This is a genomic window from Acinetobacter sp. COS3 (genome assembly GCF_000475335.1).
Classification (GTDB): Bacteria; Pseudomonadota; Gammaproteobacteria; order Pseudomonadales; family Moraxellaceae; genus Acinetobacter; species Acinetobacter venetianus.
The window spans coordinates 14,303-31,339 of sequence record NZ_AXCD01000019.1 but is presented as its reverse complement, the minus strand read 5'-3'; the positions used below and the strand labels follow the sequence as shown (position 1 = coordinate 31,339).

14 protein-coding genes are annotated in these 17,037 nt (G+C 37.4%); 5 read left to right on the top strand and 9 right to left on the bottom strand.

The window, feature by feature from the left end:
- Positions 1–56: 56 nt before the first annotated feature.
- Positions 57–707: a DJ-1/PfpI family protein gene (locus IO68_RS25580; RefSeq protein WP_023013391.1), complete on the bottom strand. Its 651-nt coding sequence runs from the start codon at positions 705–707 to the stop codon at positions 57–59.
- A gap of 245 nt (positions 708–952) precedes the next feature.
- Here IO68_RS25580 and IO68_RS25575 point away from each other — a divergent pair, with 245 nt between their 5' ends.
- The 3 genes from IO68_RS25575 (at position 953) to IO68_RS25565 (ending at position 5,790) form a co-directional block, all read left to right on the top strand.
- Positions 953–1,771 (top strand): PhzF family phenazine biosynthesis protein, encoded by an 819-nt coding sequence (locus IO68_RS25575; protein WP_004878400.1) that lies wholly within the window; start codon positions 953–955, stop codon positions 1,769–1,771.
- 145 nt (positions 1,772–1,916) lie between these two features.
- Positions 1,917–4,685 (top strand): M16 family metallopeptidase, encoded by a 2,769-nt coding sequence (locus IO68_RS25570; protein WP_023013390.1) that lies wholly within the window; start codon positions 1,917–1,919, stop codon positions 4,683–4,685.
- A gap of 139 nt (positions 4,686–4,824) precedes the next feature.
- Positions 4,825–5,790 carry a calcium/sodium antiporter gene (locus IO68_RS25565; RefSeq protein ID WP_023013389.1) on the top strand — a complete coding sequence of 322 codons (966 nt, stop codon included), beginning with the start codon at positions 4,825–4,827 and terminating at the stop codon, positions 5,788–5,790.
- Between the two features lie 72 nt (positions 5,791–5,862).
- Here the strand turns inward: IO68_RS25565 and IO68_RS25560 are convergent, their stop codons facing one another.
- On the bottom strand, positions 5,863–6,246 hold the full coding sequence (locus IO68_RS25560) for a DUF3144 domain-containing protein (RefSeq protein WP_004878403.1): 384 nt from the start codon (positions 6,244–6,246) through the stop codon (positions 5,863–5,865).
- Positions 6,247–6,350: 104 nt separating this feature from the next.
- On the opposite strand from IO68_RS25560, the gene IO68_RS25555 reads away from it, so the two are divergent.
- Entirely contained in the window at positions 6,351–6,983 is a 633-nt protein-coding gene (locus IO68_RS25555; RefSeq protein WP_023013388.1) for a hypothetical protein, read from the top strand.
- Positions 6,984–7,331: 348 nt separating this feature from the next.
- Here IO68_RS25555 and IO68_RS25550 read toward each other — a convergent pair whose 3' ends face one another.
- The gene (locus tag IO68_RS25550; RefSeq protein ID WP_023013387.1) at positions 7,332–8,777 is read right to left on the bottom strand and encodes a CYTH and CHAD domain-containing protein; all 1,446 of its coding nucleotides are present in this window, start codon (positions 8,775–8,777) and stop codon (positions 7,332–7,334) included.
- A 177-nt stretch (positions 8,778–8,954) separates the two neighbouring features.
- Here IO68_RS25550 and IO68_RS25545 point away from each other — a divergent pair, with 177 nt between their 5' ends.
- The gene (locus IO68_RS25545) at positions 8,955–9,326 is read left to right on the top strand and encodes a DUF962 domain-containing protein (RefSeq protein WP_004878406.1); all 372 of its coding nucleotides are present in this window, start codon (positions 8,955–8,957) and stop codon (positions 9,324–9,326) included.
- A gap of 99 nt (positions 9,327–9,425) precedes the next feature.
- Here IO68_RS25545 and IO68_RS25540 read toward each other — a convergent pair whose 3' ends face one another.
- Genes IO68_RS25540 through tssH form a run of 6 tightly spaced genes read right to left on the bottom strand, consistent with a single transcriptional unit; the run spans position 9,426 to position 16,991 of the window.
- Positions 9,426–10,382 carry a M15 family metallopeptidase gene (locus tag IO68_RS25540; RefSeq protein ID WP_081401465.1) on the bottom strand — a complete coding sequence of 319 codons (957 nt, stop codon included), beginning with the start codon at positions 10,380–10,382 and terminating at the stop codon, positions 9,426–9,428.
- Between the two features lie 3 nt (positions 10,383–10,385).
- The gene (locus IO68_RS25535; RefSeq protein ID WP_023013385.1) at positions 10,386–10,985 is read right to left on the bottom strand and encodes a hypothetical protein; all 600 of its coding nucleotides are present in this window, start codon (positions 10,983–10,985) and stop codon (positions 10,386–10,388) included.
- Between the two features lie 10 nt (positions 10,986–10,995).
- Positions 10,996–11,805 (bottom strand): type IVB secretion system protein IcmH/DotU, encoded by an 810-nt coding sequence (gene icmH / locus IO68_RS25530; RefSeq protein WP_019383961.1) that lies wholly within the window; start codon positions 11,803–11,805, stop codon positions 10,996–10,998.
- A gap of 10 nt (positions 11,806–11,815) precedes the next feature.
- The gene (gene tssK, locus IO68_RS25525) at positions 11,816–13,180 is read right to left on the bottom strand and encodes a type VI secretion system baseplate subunit TssK (protein ID WP_007481653.1); all 1,365 of its coding nucleotides are present in this window, start codon (positions 13,178–13,180) and stop codon (positions 11,816–11,818) included.
- Positions 13,181–13,196: 16 nt separating this feature from the next.
- Positions 13,197–14,294 (bottom strand): type VI secretion system protein TssA, encoded by a 1,098-nt coding sequence (tssA, locus tag IO68_RS25520; protein WP_031234798.1) that lies wholly within the window; start codon positions 14,292–14,294, stop codon positions 13,197–13,199.
- A gap of 27 nt (positions 14,295–14,321) precedes the next feature.
- Positions 14,322–16,991 carry a type VI secretion system ATPase TssH gene (tssH, locus tag IO68_RS25515; RefSeq protein WP_023013383.1) on the bottom strand — a complete coding sequence of 890 codons (2,670 nt, stop codon included), beginning with the start codon at positions 16,989–16,991 and terminating at the stop codon, positions 14,322–14,324.
- Positions 16,992–17,037 lie beyond the last annotated feature (46 nt).

The window sequence follows — 17,037 nt, the reverse complement described above, 5'->3', positions numbered from 1 at the left end:
AAGAGCGGTATGATCCGCTCTTTTTTATTTTCAGCTAAGAATTCCTGTCGTAATTTTTAGCCTACTATTTCAGTGGTTGTTAGTTTAGAAAAAGGATCTACATTTGGATCATTATTCCAAATATATTCAGCTTCTTCTGCACATAACTGTGCAACTTTTTCACCTTGAGTCTCGTGGATAAATGCAAGAGTCATATCCATACCCGCACTCACACCTGAAGATGTATAAAATTTTCCATCAACTACCCAACGCGCTTGTGCTTGCCATAACACTTTGTCATTTAGCTTTTTGACAAGTTCAAAGGCCATTTTATTCGAAGTGGCTTTGATTCCATCAAGAATACCTGTCGCAGCAAGCAGAGAGCTGCCCGTACAAATACTCAGGACAGAGCCACTTTGAGAAGCCAAAGTTTTTAGCTTATCTAGAAATTCTTGATTTTTAATCAGTTCAAAAGTGACGATACCCCCTGGTACGACTAAAATACTTTGGCTATTGATTTCCATTGCCTGAAAAGCTTGAGTCTGAATTGTGACCCCATGTTTATTGGAAATTAAACCGCCATTTAGACTATAGAATTGCACTTGATAATGAGTTTGCAGTAAGCCAAAGAGTTCAACAGGCCCCATAATATCGAGCGTCTCAAAGTCATCAAATACGATAGCATTCACTGGAATAGGCACTTTATTTCTCACAGATTTAATCTGCATAACACCATAAAGAGCTGCCTATTTTTATGTGTGAATAACTGTATGGCTTATTTTTATTTATGCTAAATCATTGGACTTTTGAGCTGATCTGATAGCAAGTCATGTCTGACTTTAGAGGATTTTTTGAACATTCGAGAGACCAAGTATTTAAAAAAGTAGGTGTATCGAAAATTTAGAAAAAACTGTATCTATGATTTATCTACCAAACGTTCAAAATAACTGAAAATCAGAGAAGGTGCTGTGACATGAAAATGTATCAAGTTGATGCTTTTACAAAAGAATTATTCAAAGGAAATCCAGCGGCAGTTTTTGTGATGGATGAATGGTTAGATGAGCAGCTGATGCAAAATATTGCCATGGAAAACAATCTATCAGAAACAGCTTTTGTGAAAACGCTTGATGAGAGCAACTATGAGATTCGTTGGTTCTCTCCAACGGATGAAGTTGCATTTTGCGGTCATGCAACTTTAGCCAGTGCTTTTGTTCTTTTTAAGGATTTTACCACGGCGAAAACAATTCAATTCCATGTACGTGAATTGGGGATTTTTATTGTTAGCCAAGATGCAGATGGCAAAATAAAAATGAACTTTCCGATTCGTAAAGCTGAATTAGTTTCTGAGTATCCACAAGCGTTACGTGATGGATTAACCAAGCCGTTTAAAGCAGTTTATCGAAATGCTCAAGCTTATATTGTTGAGTATGAAACAGTGCAAGATGTATTGGACGAGCGACCTAACTTGGAAAAACTCAAATTATTGGGACAAGTCCGTACAGCGATTACGGCATCTCAGCCAGATGTTGCAATTACAGCACGAGGAGAAGGGCAGTTTGATTGTGTATCTCGTTATTTTGCGCCAGCAATTGGGATTGATGAAGACCCTGTAACGGGTTCAATCCACACTGCGATTGTACCTCTTTGGGCTGAAAAATTAGATCAGACAAGATTAATTGCTTTACAAGCTTCTAAACGTGGTGGGATTTTAGAATGTGTTATCGCATCTGAAGATCGTATTGAAATCTCAGGTTATGCACGTCTGTATATGCAAGCGGAACTTGCACTTTAAGTTTTTAACTAAATCAATATAAAAACAAAGAAAAAAGCTGTTTAAATAAGCAGCTTTTTTCAAAACATAACTATTAAAGATGCGAATCATTCTCTACTATAGTCTGTCATTTTTATTTAAATCACCAAAAATAATTGGATAATCTATGTTAATGCGGTTTAAGCAGCTTACTTTCTCTCTTTGTTTAATCGGGTTGAGTGCAGCGTCTTGGTCTCAGACGGTGCTCGTAAAAAGTGAAAAGAATATTGAGGAATATAAATTAGATAATGGTTTTAGAGTTATTCTTGCGCCAAACGATAAAGAAAATAAAGTTTATGTAAATACCGTTTATTTAACAGGCTCATTAAATGATCCAAAAGGTAAAGGTGGTCTGGCTCATTTACTTGAACATTTGGCATTTAAAGGCACACAAAATGTTAAAGGTGAAGAGTTCCAGCGCCGTTTAGATCAATACACATTAATGACCAATGCCAGTACGGATTATTATTCGACTAAGTACTTAAATATTGTTCGCCCTGAAAAAAATGCATTGAATGAAATTCTATACCTTGAGTCTGAGCGTATGGATAAATTGGTGTTGCAAGAAAAGTTCGTTCCTTCTGAAATTGAAATCGTAAAACGTGAACGTGAAATCCGTATGGATCAACCTTTTGCTGTTTTATTAGATCAGATGTGGAAAGCCGCTTATGGCAATCAATATTTAGGTCGTTTGCCGATTGGTGATTTACCAGAGTTAAAATCTATAAAAATGAATGAGCTGAATCAGTTTTATAGAACATGGTATGCACCAAATAATGCAGTGATGGTGATTTCAGGAAAATTTGATAAGGCTGAAGTTTTAAGCAAAATCGACCAATACTTCAGTCCAATTGCTGCTCGTCCTGTACCTGCACCAGTGCAAGTGCCAGTCTTAGATTCAAGTAAAATTGAACAACGTCAGTTTACCGTTCAAAAGGGCAGTGACTTAGCCAAATTCCATATTTACATGAATGGAAAAAATACAACATTACAACCAACTTTAGCACTCGCACCTGCACTATATACAATGCAACCAAGTGGAGTGTTGTATAAGAGTATGGTTGAAACGGGTATAAGCACCGCTGTGCAATCGACAACATGGTTAGATCAAGATTTTAATGTTGTGTTTATGGGGGCAATTTACGCACCAAATCATGATGCTAAAAAAGTCGATGAATCATTAAAAGTCGGTGTTGAAAATAGCCAACCATTTACTGAAGCTGAATTGCAGCGTATTAAAAATATTACCCAAAACTCTGCTGATACTATTATGAATGATGCGGTGGCTTTAGGTTCTCGTTTAAGTGATTATGCTGTTTCATCTCATGGTCAATGGGATCAATATTTTAAAGATTTACAAGCAGTTCAAGATTTAAAACTTGATGATGCGAATAAAACACTAAAACAGTTTTTAGTGTCATCACATCGTATTTCAGGCGACATATTACCTACGCCTGAAGATCAAAAGAAAGCGATGACTTTAAAAGCAGAGGATAAACCAAAAACTTTGGATCAAACTGCTGAAAAGCCTGAACCAATGAAAGATCCAAGCGTTTATAAACAAGAGGTTGCTCAGTTTGTAGCCCAGTCTGCACAAGAATTGCAAAAGAATGAGCAGAAGATCAAACGCGGTGAGTTAAAAAATGGGATTCGTTATGCTTTGTTCCCAACATCGACTCGTGATGATAAAACCTATGCGACGATTAGCTTAGATTTCGGTAACGAAAAATCATTGTTTGGCAAAGGCGTTACTTTAGATTTAACCAGCTATTTAATGCTGCGTGGTTCTGAGAAGCATACCTTGCAGGAAATTACTGATAAAGCCATTGCTGCAAGTGGTGGTGCATCAGTCAGTTCAAACGGCAATGGTTTTACGATTGTTGTTCAAGCGAAGAAAGATAAATTTGAGGATTTCTTAAACTTCATTATTGATGTCATTAAACAACCAAAATTCTCGCAAACTGAATTTGACCTAGCAAAAAATCAGAGCTTGTCTGTTTTAGATCGACCATATACTGAACCTGCGGTAGTGGCTTCAATGACACTCTCTAAAATTCTAGAGATTTATCAGCCGGGTGATTTACGTTATCACTTTGAACCTGAACTTGCGAAAAAAGAAATCAGTAATTCGACTCAAGCTCAAGTAAAACAATTCTATGATCAGTTCTTTGTTACTGATCATGCTCAGATTGCTGTAACAGGTGATTTTGATGCGAAGAAAATGCAAAAAACGTTGCAGAAAGCTTTTGGTTCTTGGAAATCAAAACAACCTTATGAAAAGGTAACTGGGCAATATACCGTCTATAAAGCACAGAAAGTTCATGCACTTTCTGAACAGCGTGAGTTTGGTAGTTATCAAAGTATTTTGGCACTTCCTGTAGGTTCATATCATCAAGATGCACCAGCATTGATCGTACTCAGCCATATTCTAGGTAATTCGCAATTGTCTTCTCGTTTAGCGCAAGAGTTACGTGAGAAGAATGCATTAGTTTACGGTTTTGGTAGCGGCTTAGACTTAGATCCAGATGTGAATGATGGTACGCTAAGTATTACGGCAAACTATACTTCTGGTCGTTCTGATCAAGTTTCTCAATCTGTACATAAAGTGTTGAATGAGCTTTTGAGTAAAGGTGTGACTGAACAAGAAGTCGAAGCTGCAAAAGCAGACATCATGAAAAAACGTGTGACTTCTTTGGAAGATGAACGAAATATTCATGGGATGCTCACTGGTCAATTAGAGCGTAATAAAACGCTACTTGATCGTGCTACTCGAGATCAAGCACTTGCTAAATTAACCAAAGCAGATGTAGATGCGGTGATTAAAAAATACATCAAGTTAGATCATTTCGTTGAGGTGATGGCTGATCAATATGGACAGGCTCAAAACTCTCAATAATTTATTGAATATAGTGGGTTAGCTTTAGCCCGCAACCTTACTTAGATGCAAGTAGATAGATCATTTCTTTCTGCTTGCATTTTATTATGCGTACAATCAATTGTTATGATGTTGATCATTATAAATAGAGGAACAAATCATGCTTTGGGCTGTGATCGCGGTCATTCTCGGATTGGTATTATTAGTTTGGAGCGCAGACAAGTTTATTGATGGCGCTTCAGCAACGGCAAGTCATTTTGGTATGCCACCATTATTGGTTGGTATGGTGATTGTTGGTTTCGGGACGTCTGCACCTGAAATTGTTGTTTCTGTGATGGCTGCGATAGATGGCAATCCAGGACTGGCATTAGGCAATGCTTATGGCTCCAATATCGCAAATATTGCATTAATACTTGGTGTTACTGTTCTAATTCAACCGATCATGGTGCATTCCGCTGTCGTGCGTAAAGAACTTCCTCTGTTATTGCTTGTGACAGGTATTTGTATTTTCCAGATCTTTGATGGTGTGCTTAGTCGAAATGATGCCATTATTATGCTGTTGATGCTTGTTCTATATATGGGCTGGACGATTTGGCAAGGAATGAGAAACCAAAGTGATGTATTAAGTCATGAGTTTGATCACCAATTACAAGAGAAAGAAGTCCCTTTAAAAACATCAATATTTCAGTTGATTTTTGGTCTGATTGTCTTAGTGATTAGTTCACGACTATTGGTTTGGGGAGCCGTGGAAATCGCTCAAGCTTTTGGTGTGAGCGAGCTGATTATTGGCTTAACCGTTGTTGCTGTTGGTACATCCTTACCTGAGTTGGCATCTTCTATTGCTGCGGCCCGAAAAGGAGAGCTTGATATTGCGATTGGCAATGTGATCGGCTCAAATATGTTTAATACACTTGCTGTGGTTGGGCTTGCTGGCGTAATTCATCCTACGATAGTGCCGCCAGAAGTTTTACAGCGCGATATGGTTGTAATGGGCACACTGACATTGAGCTTGTTACTTTTCACGTTGAGCTTTAAAGGGCAAGGGCGGATTGGACGCGTTAAAGGTAGTATCTGGCTATTTAGTTTTATTGCATACACATGTTATTTGATTAATACTGCATTTTAAATGAAAAGGCATTGAAATATTCAATGCCTTTTTCTTATTGAGGAATGAAATAGTCATTCCCGAATATTCGAATTAGTGATCATGCTTATGTGCGTGGAAGTCTTCGTTTTTACGGAAGCGAAGATAGTTTTCAAATTGTTCGCAATATTCATCAAAATTATCTTCTAACATCATTTGGAATTGTTGGAGTAAATAAGACATCACTTGTTCTTTCGCTTCACGCATTTCTTCGCCATCTTTAAAGTTATTGGCAGCAACCCACGTATTAAAACGGGCAGTGGCAAATAACATAGCCGCGCTCACTTGACCACGTAATTCTTCTGGCTTTGCTTGTTGACCTTTCGGTGGGCGACAGAAATCATTAGCTTGTTTGATAAACTCATCCGCACGCTCAAAAAACACCGCATTTAAAGCTTCTTCTTCCGTTACATCAGTGGCATTAATTTTTTGAGACATGGTAATTCCAAACAACAAATAAGACACATTATTATAGACAAAGCCTTGTCGAAACTAAACCTTTGCCTTAATCTAAAATAGCCTAAGCAATTCGGATCAAGATGATGCAAGATGCGATCGCCATTCAAAGTCTAAAAACAGATATTGCCTTACTTCGTCAACATATTTATCCACCACAATACTTGCAGCATGTCGAAGGTTTGCCAATTTATTATGGATTGAAAGAAGAAGTTGAAGAATATTATCGTCAATGGCAGCCTTTGATCGAAAGAGCACAGCAGTTGTGTCAGCCATTTATGGAAGATGAAGCTGTGGAAGCGATTCATCTACCAAGCCATTTGAATTTGCCTTTATTTTTCTTTCATGTAGATCGAATTCGTATTAATAAAACGAGAGCTAAAGAGTCAAAGACCTTTCGTGGTGTGGCTGCTTTGGTGGAGAAATGCGGGCAGTTTGACACGGATCAAATCTTTGCGATGCAGGAATGGTTGGGAAGTGATGACACGGCAGCTTTAGTCGCCCATCGTGAATTTATTGATTTAAGAACTTATGTGTTTCAGCATGGACAAAGTGAATATACACGAACACGTTTTTATATGAATGGCGTGATTCTGAGTGTTGAGCCACATTTTAAATTAGTAGATGCACGGGATAAGCCACGTAAGCAACGTAATGATAGTTATAGTGATCCGATTGCAGATAATGGGATTTGGAAAATTTTTGGAAAGTATCGGTAAATGATTTAATTGAGTATTTTACTCGAAAATATGAGTGTCGGGAGCGTCATCTACAACCTGAGCAAGCCAAAGCGATTAAAGCTTTGGCACAGCGCAAGACAAACGAAGTGCGTAGTTCATGCTCAAGCAAGCTTTCACCTTGTGGTACGGTAAAGATTATTAATCTTTGCTATTTGTACCTCAGGTTTTGTAGATCTTACGTTGCTATAACCGCAACCTAGGTTTTGCCTACTTTTCCCAAAATGAGAAACAACGTTTCGCAAGATAGGTCTCCGAAGGTATCTTCTGAAATTGAATGAAAAGTCGGCATGACTCCGATATGAAATAAACTTAGAGAATGAAACTTTATTACCAAAAAGCGTCTTGAATAGATAGAGTTTTCAGCTTTTTATCCGCTTTCTTTGCAACATGCGGTTGTTGCGCTTTGACCCAACCTAATGCAAATAGAAATTTTGGTTGTCCTACTGCCTGTTGCTCAAAGATTTTTTCAGCAACATAGAGATCATTATAAAAACCTAAGTACTCCTGAATAGGCTGTAGTTTATCTAAAAATGGTTGGACTTTTTTCTCAGGATAAAGACCTGCAATAAAGTCGATGCAGTAACGCAATTGTTTAACACGTTTGCGAGTACGGTGTTGCTGCTCAACAGGAAGATCCAGAAACTGAGCCGAGTCTTTTAGAATTTTGGCGTACAATTGAGATAAGCTTTTTGCCGCCTGTTTTGATAGTTTGGCTTTATGTTCATTTTCACTATATACAAAGTTCAATAGTGATAAAAATAACTGCGTTGTTTTGGGATGGCTAAACTGTTGGGCAATATCCTTTGTCTGATTGGCGATAAGTGAAAATTCAAAATGAGATACCTGTTGAACCAAAGGAATGACTGAGTCTTTGATTGCATCAAAATCACGAGATTGTCCCAGAGCTTGAAAAATTTCTGCTAATTGGCTTTCCCATGTTGGATCAATTTGTGTTGACCAATTGGAAAAATGTTTCAAAGCTGAACGCAAACGGCGTAATCCAACACGCGCTTGATGAACATGAGTGGCTTCGGCTACACCATCTGCAATCGAAGCTGCATTAGGCAAAATATGGTTCAAGGCATTTTCAACAATCTGTTTTATTGCTTGTTCGGCACTGGCATTTGATTCTAAATTTAACGATTTAGCTTTGGTGGCAGGAGAAACTTTTTTGCCAATAGCCAATAAATTACCGCGTTCTGCTTTGCTTCTTACATCGAGCCATAACTGATATTTTTCTACCCAAGTTTTAGAGAAAAGAATTAAATCTTGAGCAGAACCTTGTTTCAGCTCAAATTCTACCTCACAGATTTTTGCTTGATCGGTAGGTGTACGGATTCCTCCGTCATCTAAGCAGACTTCTATTTTTGAGTTCTCAAAGTCAAATACATGAAAGCTTCTTTGTACATCAGTTTGAAACTGCAAGATTAATTCTGGAGCATCATTACCCAAAATATCACGTAGGACACTTTTAACAGTTTGGTTATGTTTATAAAGAGACAGATCGAGTTCAGGTTCTTCTGCGCATTTACCCAAGAAAATATCTTCTTCGATACGCTGTAAATGATTTTTGCTCGCAGCTTTAAAGGTCTGTACCCAATGTTCACCTTCTTGACGTAGACGAATCGCAACGTAATTTTTCGCAAGTAGGCGGTCTGCTGTATCGTAATACTTAGCTTGTAAACGAATTTTCTGTGCTTTTTGCTTATTTAAAGTTTGTAAGACATTTTTTTTCTTAGATTCAGGAAGTTGAAATTTTAACTCTATTTCCATGATGTAATGACTCCTGATCAATGAGACTGATAAATATAAAAATGAGTATAACCTGTTGATCTTAACAATCATTGTAAAGTTGTTTTAAGTTGGAAAAGGATGGTATGCAATGACTTTATTTTGAACAAAAAATGCATTAACGTGTGCTAAGCCTTAGAAGATTAGGATGATCATAAAATGAATGCACCAGCAAATTTACCTCAGCCAGTGGAATTCTCTTTGCCTATTAAAAACTACAATGAGTTTTACCGTTTTTATTTAACTGAGCATCGAAATATTACGAGCCGCCGTTTGCATGTGGTAGGCAGTTCGATCGGTTTGTATTTCTGGAGTAAAGCTATCCGCCAACGCAAGGCAAAATATTTGGCTTATGGTTTATTATCTGGTTACGCTTGTGCATGGGTGGGGCATTTCTTCTTTGAACATAATAAGCCAGCAAGTTTCAAGCAACCTTTATATAGTTTTATTTCAGATTGGCGTATGTTGTCAGATGTTGTACGTGGTCGATTGAGTCTGGTTGATCGTCAGTTTGATAAGATTGATAGCTAACTATCTTTGTAATATATCTATTTAGATAAATAAGTTTAGATAGATATATTTTAAATACTTGATGAAGTACAAGCCTTAATTTTTTATTTAAAACACAAGCTAAGATTGACTTGCCGTTAACTGCCCTTCGGCAATAAGTTGCTCTGCCATTTCTTTGGTTTTTCTTAAACCAGGCATTCTATATTCAGTGTGACCATAGTCTTTGATTGACTTCCAACGGCCACCCCAAGTCAATCCTACAGATTCTGCAACTTCCCCATAAAGTTGATAGCCGCGCATTGCCCAAGGATCTCGTTCCGTAATCACAATTTTTCCATTGCGTCTAAATGCGACATCGGCAGCAAGCCCAAACTGGTGATAGCTTTGATAACCTTTAGCACGTGTTGTATTTGGATTGCCTGCTAGCATGTTTTGTCGACTTGGGCTGCGATAACCTTCCAGTAACACAAGGTCATACCCATGTTGTTCCTTCATGATTTTAAAGACCATAAGTAGACGTTGTTTATAACGAGGATTAATTTTATCCCATTTACGATCAACAAGAGGCGAGTCTAAACTGCCATGTGAGTGTGTTATTGGAATCTCGATTTGAGATGCATCAATGCTCATATTATGTTGAGCCTGATATGCTTGCTCTAATCGAGTTGCTTCAACAATTGCATCTTGAACTAGTGTTTCATCTACTTCTGGTAGAGGACTGAGTATTTCTCCATCGAGTAACGCATATATTTGCGGATCAGTTTCCTTCAAATATTCTGCTTCGATTCGAGTAGAATCAATCGGCCGTGTAAATGCAAAGATCAGAATACTAGAAAATAAAAAGAAACCTGCAATTAAGATCCACCATTGTTGTAAATGCCAATCCGACTGGATTCGTGAAGGAGATGCCGCTTGATGCATATTTTCAGCAAACTGCATTGCATTTGCTAATCGCTTCTTACTATCGGGAATCAAAGACAGCAAACTTTGCTTAACTTTAAAACGCAATTCGTGTGACATTAATAGTGTTAGTGTAATGACGACACTTATGAAGCAGATTGCAATAAACCAAATCATTGTTTAATGAAGTTCGTTCACTGTAAAAGGTTTTTGCGTCACTTTAATTTGAACTGTTGCTTGAGGTGCTTCAACTTCTGGTTCGGTAACTTGTGATTTATGTTCGTTTGTTTGGATAGATTTCGAAATATTGTTATTTTGCGGTGAGGTTGTTCTGTTTGCTGTCGTAGTTGATTTAACAACTAAAGGTGGATGTGCCACTTTTTTATTTGGTTCATTTGCAAATGGAGAGCTCCTTTGTTCTGTTGGAGCGGTAGGTACTGCTGGTGCATGCTGGAAGAACTTATTTAAGTCATTACTGCCAGGTTGTACGAGATTATTGTCCTCTTCCGCTCCCATAGCATCATCATGAGTTGAGGTTACAGCAATTTCTTTTGATGATTCTTTTTGCGTTTCAACTGGTAATGCAGAATGTTCTTGCTCCGTTTGGACATTATCTACTTCTGTTTTGCTTTTCTGTTGCGTCATAAAGAAAACAAAGCCAATCAATAAAGTAAAAGCTACACCTGAAATAAATCCAATCAAAACATAAACAATAGGGGATAGACTTTTTTTCTTATTGGTTTGTAATAAGCGTAAAGAGGTTGGTTTTTCCTGAATCATGCGCTATCAACTAAGGTAAATGGATGGTGATATGTGCTTCTTCAGCTGGTGCTGAAATAACATTCTGATAAGGCGATAAAGCACTTTGATTTTGTTTTGACAACATAAATCTCAGTCCTGAAAATGTCAGTACACTGAATATTAATAAGAAGATCAAAATCCACAAAAATGGTAACTCATGATGGATAATATTCTTAATTTGATCAGGGATCGCAGCAAAAGGTGAAAAGGCGGCTTTTTTCCCTTTTAAATAATCAATTTCATCACCGACACGAGCAACTAGATGGTTTAGACTTTCCACTGATTCCAAACGATACTTACCTTGAAAACCAAGAAGTAAGCAGTAGTGAAAAACTTCAAGTGATGCTAAGCGTTCTTTTCCACGGCTACGAAGTTGTTCGAGGATTTCGAAAAAACGATAACCTGCTAGTTGAGAACCAAACAAACTAAGCTGTAATGGGCTAATTAACCATGTGTTTTGCAGATTAAAGTAAGCGGCATCTTGTTGTGTCGCGATAGTTTCATCGATTAAAGCACAAAAGGCATATTTTGCATCGTGAATATCATCAGCAGGAAATTGTAATCGTTTCGCTTGTTGTTCGAAGCGATTGAGTAAATCCAAAATCTTTTCACGAAAATCATTTGGATTTGAAGGAATATATTTGTTTCGGAGCAAGAAGACGAGGTAAAAGCCATCATGCAATAAATCAATTAAATTCGTTGCTTGAATTTTATTTTGCGTGTGATCAGAACTTGGAAGTCCTGAACCAATTTTACCATCATCAAATAAAGACGGGATGCCTGTAGGATGTTGCGTCATTGCTATTCTCTTAGGTATTCATTACAGCAATCAGTTCAATGCTAATGTCTTGAAAGCCCGCAGGGACATAGACACAAATAGTTTCTGATTCAAGCATTCGTTGATACAGTTCATGATGTGGCTCAATTTCAAAATAGCTCACCCCAGAACGCACTGGAATTGCGGTAGGAACTTGCATTAAGTGATGAATTGGTACAGCTGGAAGTGCAGCAATAACCCGTTGCTCCACGTCAATAGTACTGCCAACTTTGAAGCGCAAAGGAACGATTTGAATGAGTTCATGGGTTTGCATCATGCTGCTTGAAACAGCAATATATAACCGTGTATCTCGGGTAATTTTGTCTGACTCAAGACTACCGACCCAATAAGATGGTCGAGTTTCTTTTAATGCAATATTGAAATAACGACTTGAAATAATAGTGTCTAACAAGTCTCTTAAAATAATATCCAGTTTTTGAAAGCTATCTTGCAGCTGTTGATGTTGGTAATGTGGTAAATGATCAACATCATAAGCAGTGGAAAATGTCAGCAGTGAACCTGCAAGTCTCAGCAATTCAGCGAATAAACGTTCAGGATGCACCAATGGATATTGTTGAAGATGATTTAAACCTGCATAAGCGGTATTTAAGGCATTAATTAACCAGAAAGAGACAATATCACCAGAACGGAACTCAATCAGCTTTTGTTCATTCTCACGATTATTACTTTGGATCGTTTTAATTTTTGCCTTAATGACATTCAGCGTACGTTTTAGATTTCCAGTTAGAGACTCTGAAGCTGCAATATGTAAAATGGGTGGAATAAATTTTTGATCAAGTTCAAAGCTGCCAGAACTTTGACGTTTTAATTTGCCAATCGCTAAATATAAGAAACCATCCAAATTTTGGCTGGGTTGAATATGTGGTTCAAGTAATTTGAATTCAGCTCTACGGCGTAATAAATTGAGTTCTGCAGGACTTGCGTCTGTAAATAAATCATGGGTTTCCGTTAAATAATTATGATAACGGCTTGATACGGTTCGAGTGTCATCTGCAATATTCTTTTTATTTGCTTGTAACATTGGCAAAGCCAAATAAACAATCATTTCACCTTGGAGATTTAGATCATCTAGCAAAAGTGGTTCAGGTAACAGATCTTGCGCAGGGGCGTGGTAGATTTCACCGTCCTGCCAAATAATTTCTACATCTTCTAAAGCAAGTACGTGTGTAGAAAGTTGTATAGAATCAAATTTTAGTTTCTGTACGCCATAAGCATGGGGGATCATCGCACGAACAGTATGATTTAAACGCTGCTCATGATAGGTATCTTGGATCTGGAAATGTTGAGGGCGTAAAAATAATCCTTCACCCCACAATACTTTTTCTGCTTTAAACATCTTTACTTACCAATCTTTATTCATATTCATTCTTTGGTTGAACACCTAATGTGTCCTGCAACATTTGTAGCGGATGTTCGTCCTTAATTACATGTGTTAACCATTCATGAAGTGGCATCTGACTCCATTTAATTGTTTTTTGCAGCATATAGCTAACAGGGCTATGAGGTTCATTTTTCTCAAAGTAAGTTGCAATGTCCTGTAACACTCGCATTGCTTGTTCACGATTCTCAATGTGGGATTGAACTTGAGGCTGAAAAGACATTTGGTTTTGAGGAATGCTTTGTTGCGTCAATATTTCGGTTGTTGTCGGTGCCATTATTGTTTCAGTCACAGTTGTGTGTTGCTGAGAGGTTTGCACAAAGTTCTCTGTTTTATAAATTTTTTTCAGACTGATATGAATGTTATCTAAATTTGAATCTATTGAAGCAAAACTTGGTGAGTCTAAGCCTAATAAGTCATCCAATACTTGTTTTAAAACAGACCATTGCTGGAGTATTTCATTAAAATATTGGTAATTTTTGATAACAAAATTTTTATCGGTATTCGATACAGCTTGTTCAAATAATTCTAACTCTGTTGAATTCTGCGAACTCTCATATTCATCGCTCTGTTTGCGACGAATATTTTCATGATAGAGAAAGTTGTCATAATCTAAAAGATGATAGAAAGGAGCTTGATTGATTAGCGCGACTTTCTTAATTAATAAAGGAAGTTGATTAATTAAGCCTTGTAATAAACCTATGCGTTGATCTAAGTCATCATCTTCTACTTCTGGATGTATGCTTAACCAATATTGATCAAGGAGTTGATGACTTAATTCAAGACTTTTTGAGATCCCTTCAAAACCATAAAGATTGGCCCAAGCTTCAGAGAGCCAAGTAAGTAAGCGAATATCTTTACTTTTGGATTGAAGTAAATCGACTGAAGTAGATGCGACAAAATCCCAATCTGCTTGTTTGGGTTCAGTGACCCAATCACCTTGATCTAACAGTAGGTCATCTTGAGTTTTTGCTTTTTTAATTGCATGAAACTCATTGGAAAAAGAAAAATCCTCACCACAAGGCGCTTGCTCGTAAATTGGGGTGAGGAGAGATGATATATCCATGTGCATAACAATGTTAACTCAATCTTTAAATTTCTAAACGTCAGCTTTAGTTTTCTTACTAGTACGTTTTTTAGTGACTTTCTCTGCTGGATCTAATTGATAGCTAATATCATCATCTTTGACATCAATTACGATACGTTTAGGGAGTTTATGTTCAGCTAATGCCACTAAAATTTCAGTTGCGAGAGAAGGTAATACACTTGAATTCAAAATGTTATCGACATTACGTGCGCCGCTATCAACTTCGGTACAACGACTTAAAAGTAATTCGACGAGGTCATCAGAATATTCAACTGCCGTTGCATATTGGTTTTCGATACGTTGAATAATTTTGCCAAGTTTATGTTTAATGATTCGAACAAGTAGGTCATCATGTAATGGAAAGTATGGAACAACTCGCATACGTCCAATAAAAGCAGGTTTAAATTGTTTATATAAACTTGGTTTTAGATGCTCAATCAGATCCTCAGCATTTGGCCAATCTTCAACAGGCTGGTTTAAACAGGCTTGCATAATCGCGCTTGAACCAGTATTTGAGGTCAATAAGATCGTGGTATTTTTAAAATCAATAATACGACCTTCACCATCTTCAAGCATACCTTTATCAAAGACCTGATAAAAAAGTTCTTGAACATCACTATGTGCTTTTTCTATTTCATCTAATAGAACAACGCTATATGGGTTTCGGCGCACAGCTTCAGTTAAGACACCACCTTGTCCATAACCGACATAACCTGGAGGCGCACCTTTTAAAGATGAAACAGTATGTGCTTCTTGATATTCAGACATATTGATCGTAATCAAATGTTGTTCACCACCATACAGTTCATTTGCAAGCGCGAGCGCAGTTTCTGTCTTACCTACACCACTTGGACCAACCAGCAAAAAAACACCTTGTGGTTTATTTGGATCTTCTAATTTTGCTTTAGAAGTTTTGACTCCCTGTACGAGTTGTGACAGGGCATAGTCTTGCCCCATAACTCGTTCTGCTAATTTATCTTCAAGGGTTAAAATCTGCTTAATTTCATCATTGACCATATTTCCAACAGGTATACCAGTCCAGTCAGAAATAATTTCATTAATGATACGTGCATTTACACGTTCAAATACCAATGGTGCTTGGCCTTGCAGTTGCTCTAATTCTGTCCTTAAAGCCTCAATTTTAGAATGTGCTGATTCATCCTCAGATTGAGTATTTAGTTGATTAATTTCTTGTACAAGTTTTAATTCTTGCTGCCATTTTTCCTCTGTTGCCTGAATATCTTGATCTAAAGTCGCAAGTTGCTGTTTAAGTGACTCTAATCGTTCATGATGAATTGGGAAATGCTGATGTTCTTGAATTAAAATCTGTTGCTCAAGGTTTAGGTTGTGTTGCTGTGCTTTAAGTTGATCCAAAAGAACTGGCTGAGCATTCTGGGTTAATGCAACACGTGCTGCTGCCGTATCTAATACGCTAACTGCTTTGTCTGGAAGTTGTCGACCACTAATGTAACGATGAGAGGCTTGAACCGCAGTAATTATTGCTTGATCATCAATATGTAAATTGAAATGATTTTGCATGACTGGGATCATGGCACGTAGCATATCAATAGCAACTTCTTCTGTGGGTTCTTCAACTTTGACAACTTGGAATCTACGGCTAAGTGCCGCATCTTTTTCGAAGTATTGTTTATATTCAGCCCAAGTTGTTGCGGCAATCGTTCTTAACTCACCACGTGCTAAAGCAGGCTTAAGTAGATTTGCAGCATCATTTTGTCCCGCTTGACCACCAGCACCGATTAATGTGTGCGCTTCGTCAATAAATAAAATAATAGGATGTGTTGATGCTTGAACTTCTTGAATCACTTGTTTTAATCGGTTTTCAAATTCACCCTTTACGCTAGCGCCTGCTTGTAATAATCCCATATCTAAAACATGGATATGTACATTCTTGAGTGCATCTGGAACCAGACCTTGAGCAATTTTTAAAGCTAAGCCTTCCACAACAGCCGTTTTTCCTACGCCCGGTTCACCTGTCAAAATTGGATTGTTCTGACGACGACGCATCAAAATATCCAGCATTAAACGAATTTCGAATTCACGACCAATCACTGGATCAATCAATCCCTTTTGCGCTTTTTCGGTCAAATTGATTGTGTACTGATCTAGGGCTGGCGTCTTAACAGGGATCGGAGCATTTTGAGATTTATTCTGTTGCCCATCTATTGAAGGGCTATTTTCTATTTGGGTTTGTTCGCTACTTTGTTCACAAATATCAAGGAACTTGTGTTTCATTGTATCTATTGGGAATAGCTCAAATAAACTTGAAGCTCTCGCGGCAATTTGTTGCAAATCAGGTGCAGTTAGTAATGCAACAAGCAAGTGGCCGCTGCGAATGATAGGTGTTTGTTCCGCAGAGGCTAATAACCATGCTTGTTCAAATAATTTAACGATAGATTTTGCAAAAATAGGGGTTCTAGTATTTCCTTTGGGTAAGGATAGAATGGTTTCTTTTAAATCATTAATTAATGCTTCGTAAGATATATTATTTTTCTTTAATAAAATAAGTAAATCATTGGGTTCTTTTTGATTTAATAATTCTACAAATAAATGTTCTATTTCTATTTCATAATTCAATTGGTTAATACAATAATTTGCAGATTTTTCTAAAGCTGAACGAGTAGGTTGGGATAGTTTTGTAATTAAAACCTTAAGGTTACTCATTTAAGACTCACAAGTTTTTCGAATACCAAGCACTAGTTCATAAATT

Bases quoted from the DNA above. Each gene is read 5' to 3' on its own strand.
- IO68_RS25580 (WP_023013391.1), bottom strand. From the start codon at position 707: ATGCAGATTAAATCTGTGAGAAATAAAGTGCCTATTCCAGTGAATGCT.
- IO68_RS25575 (WP_004878400.1), top strand. From the start codon at position 953: ATGAAAATGTATCAAGTTGATGCTTTTACAAAAGAATTATTCAAAGGA.
- IO68_RS25570 (WP_023013390.1), top strand. From the start codon at position 1,917: ATGTTAATGCGGTTTAAGCAGCTTACTTTCTCTCTTTGTTTAATCGGG.
- IO68_RS25565 (WP_023013389.1), top strand. From the start codon at position 4,825: ATGCTTTGGGCTGTGATCGCGGTCATTCTCGGATTGGTATTATTAGTT.
- IO68_RS25560 (WP_004878403.1), bottom strand. From the start codon at position 6,246: ATGTCTCAAAAAATTAATGCCACTGATGTAACGGAAGAAGAAGCTTTA.
- IO68_RS25555 (WP_023013388.1), top strand. From the start codon at position 6,351: ATGCAAGATGCGATCGCCATTCAAAGTCTAAAAACAGATATTGCCTTA.
- IO68_RS25550 (WP_023013387.1), bottom strand. From the start codon at position 8,777: ATGGAAATAGAGTTAAAATTTCAACTTCCTGAATCTAAGAAAAAAAAT.
- IO68_RS25545 (WP_004878406.1), top strand. From the start codon at position 8,955: ATGAATGCACCAGCAAATTTACCTCAGCCAGTGGAATTCTCTTTGCCT.
- IO68_RS25540 (WP_081401465.1), bottom strand. From the start codon at position 10,382: ATGATTTGGTTTATTGCAATCTGCTTCATAAGTGTCGTCATTACACTA.
- IO68_RS25535 (WP_023013385.1), bottom strand. From the start codon at position 10,985: ATGATTCAGGAAAAACCAACCTCTTTACGCTTATTACAAACCAATAAG.
- icmH (WP_019383961.1), bottom strand. From the start codon at position 11,805: ATGACGCAACATCCTACAGGCATCCCGTCTTTATTTGATGATGGTAAA.
- tssK (WP_007481653.1), bottom strand. From the start codon at position 13,180: ATGTTTAAAGCAGAAAAAGTATTGTGGGGTGAAGGATTATTTTTACGC.
- tssA (WP_031234798.1), bottom strand. From the start codon at position 14,294: ATGCACATGGATATATCATCTCTCCTCACCCCAATTTACGAGCAAGCG.
- tssH (WP_023013383.1), bottom strand. From the start codon at position 16,991: ATGAGTAACCTTAAGGTTTTAATTACAAAACTATCCCAACCTACTCGT.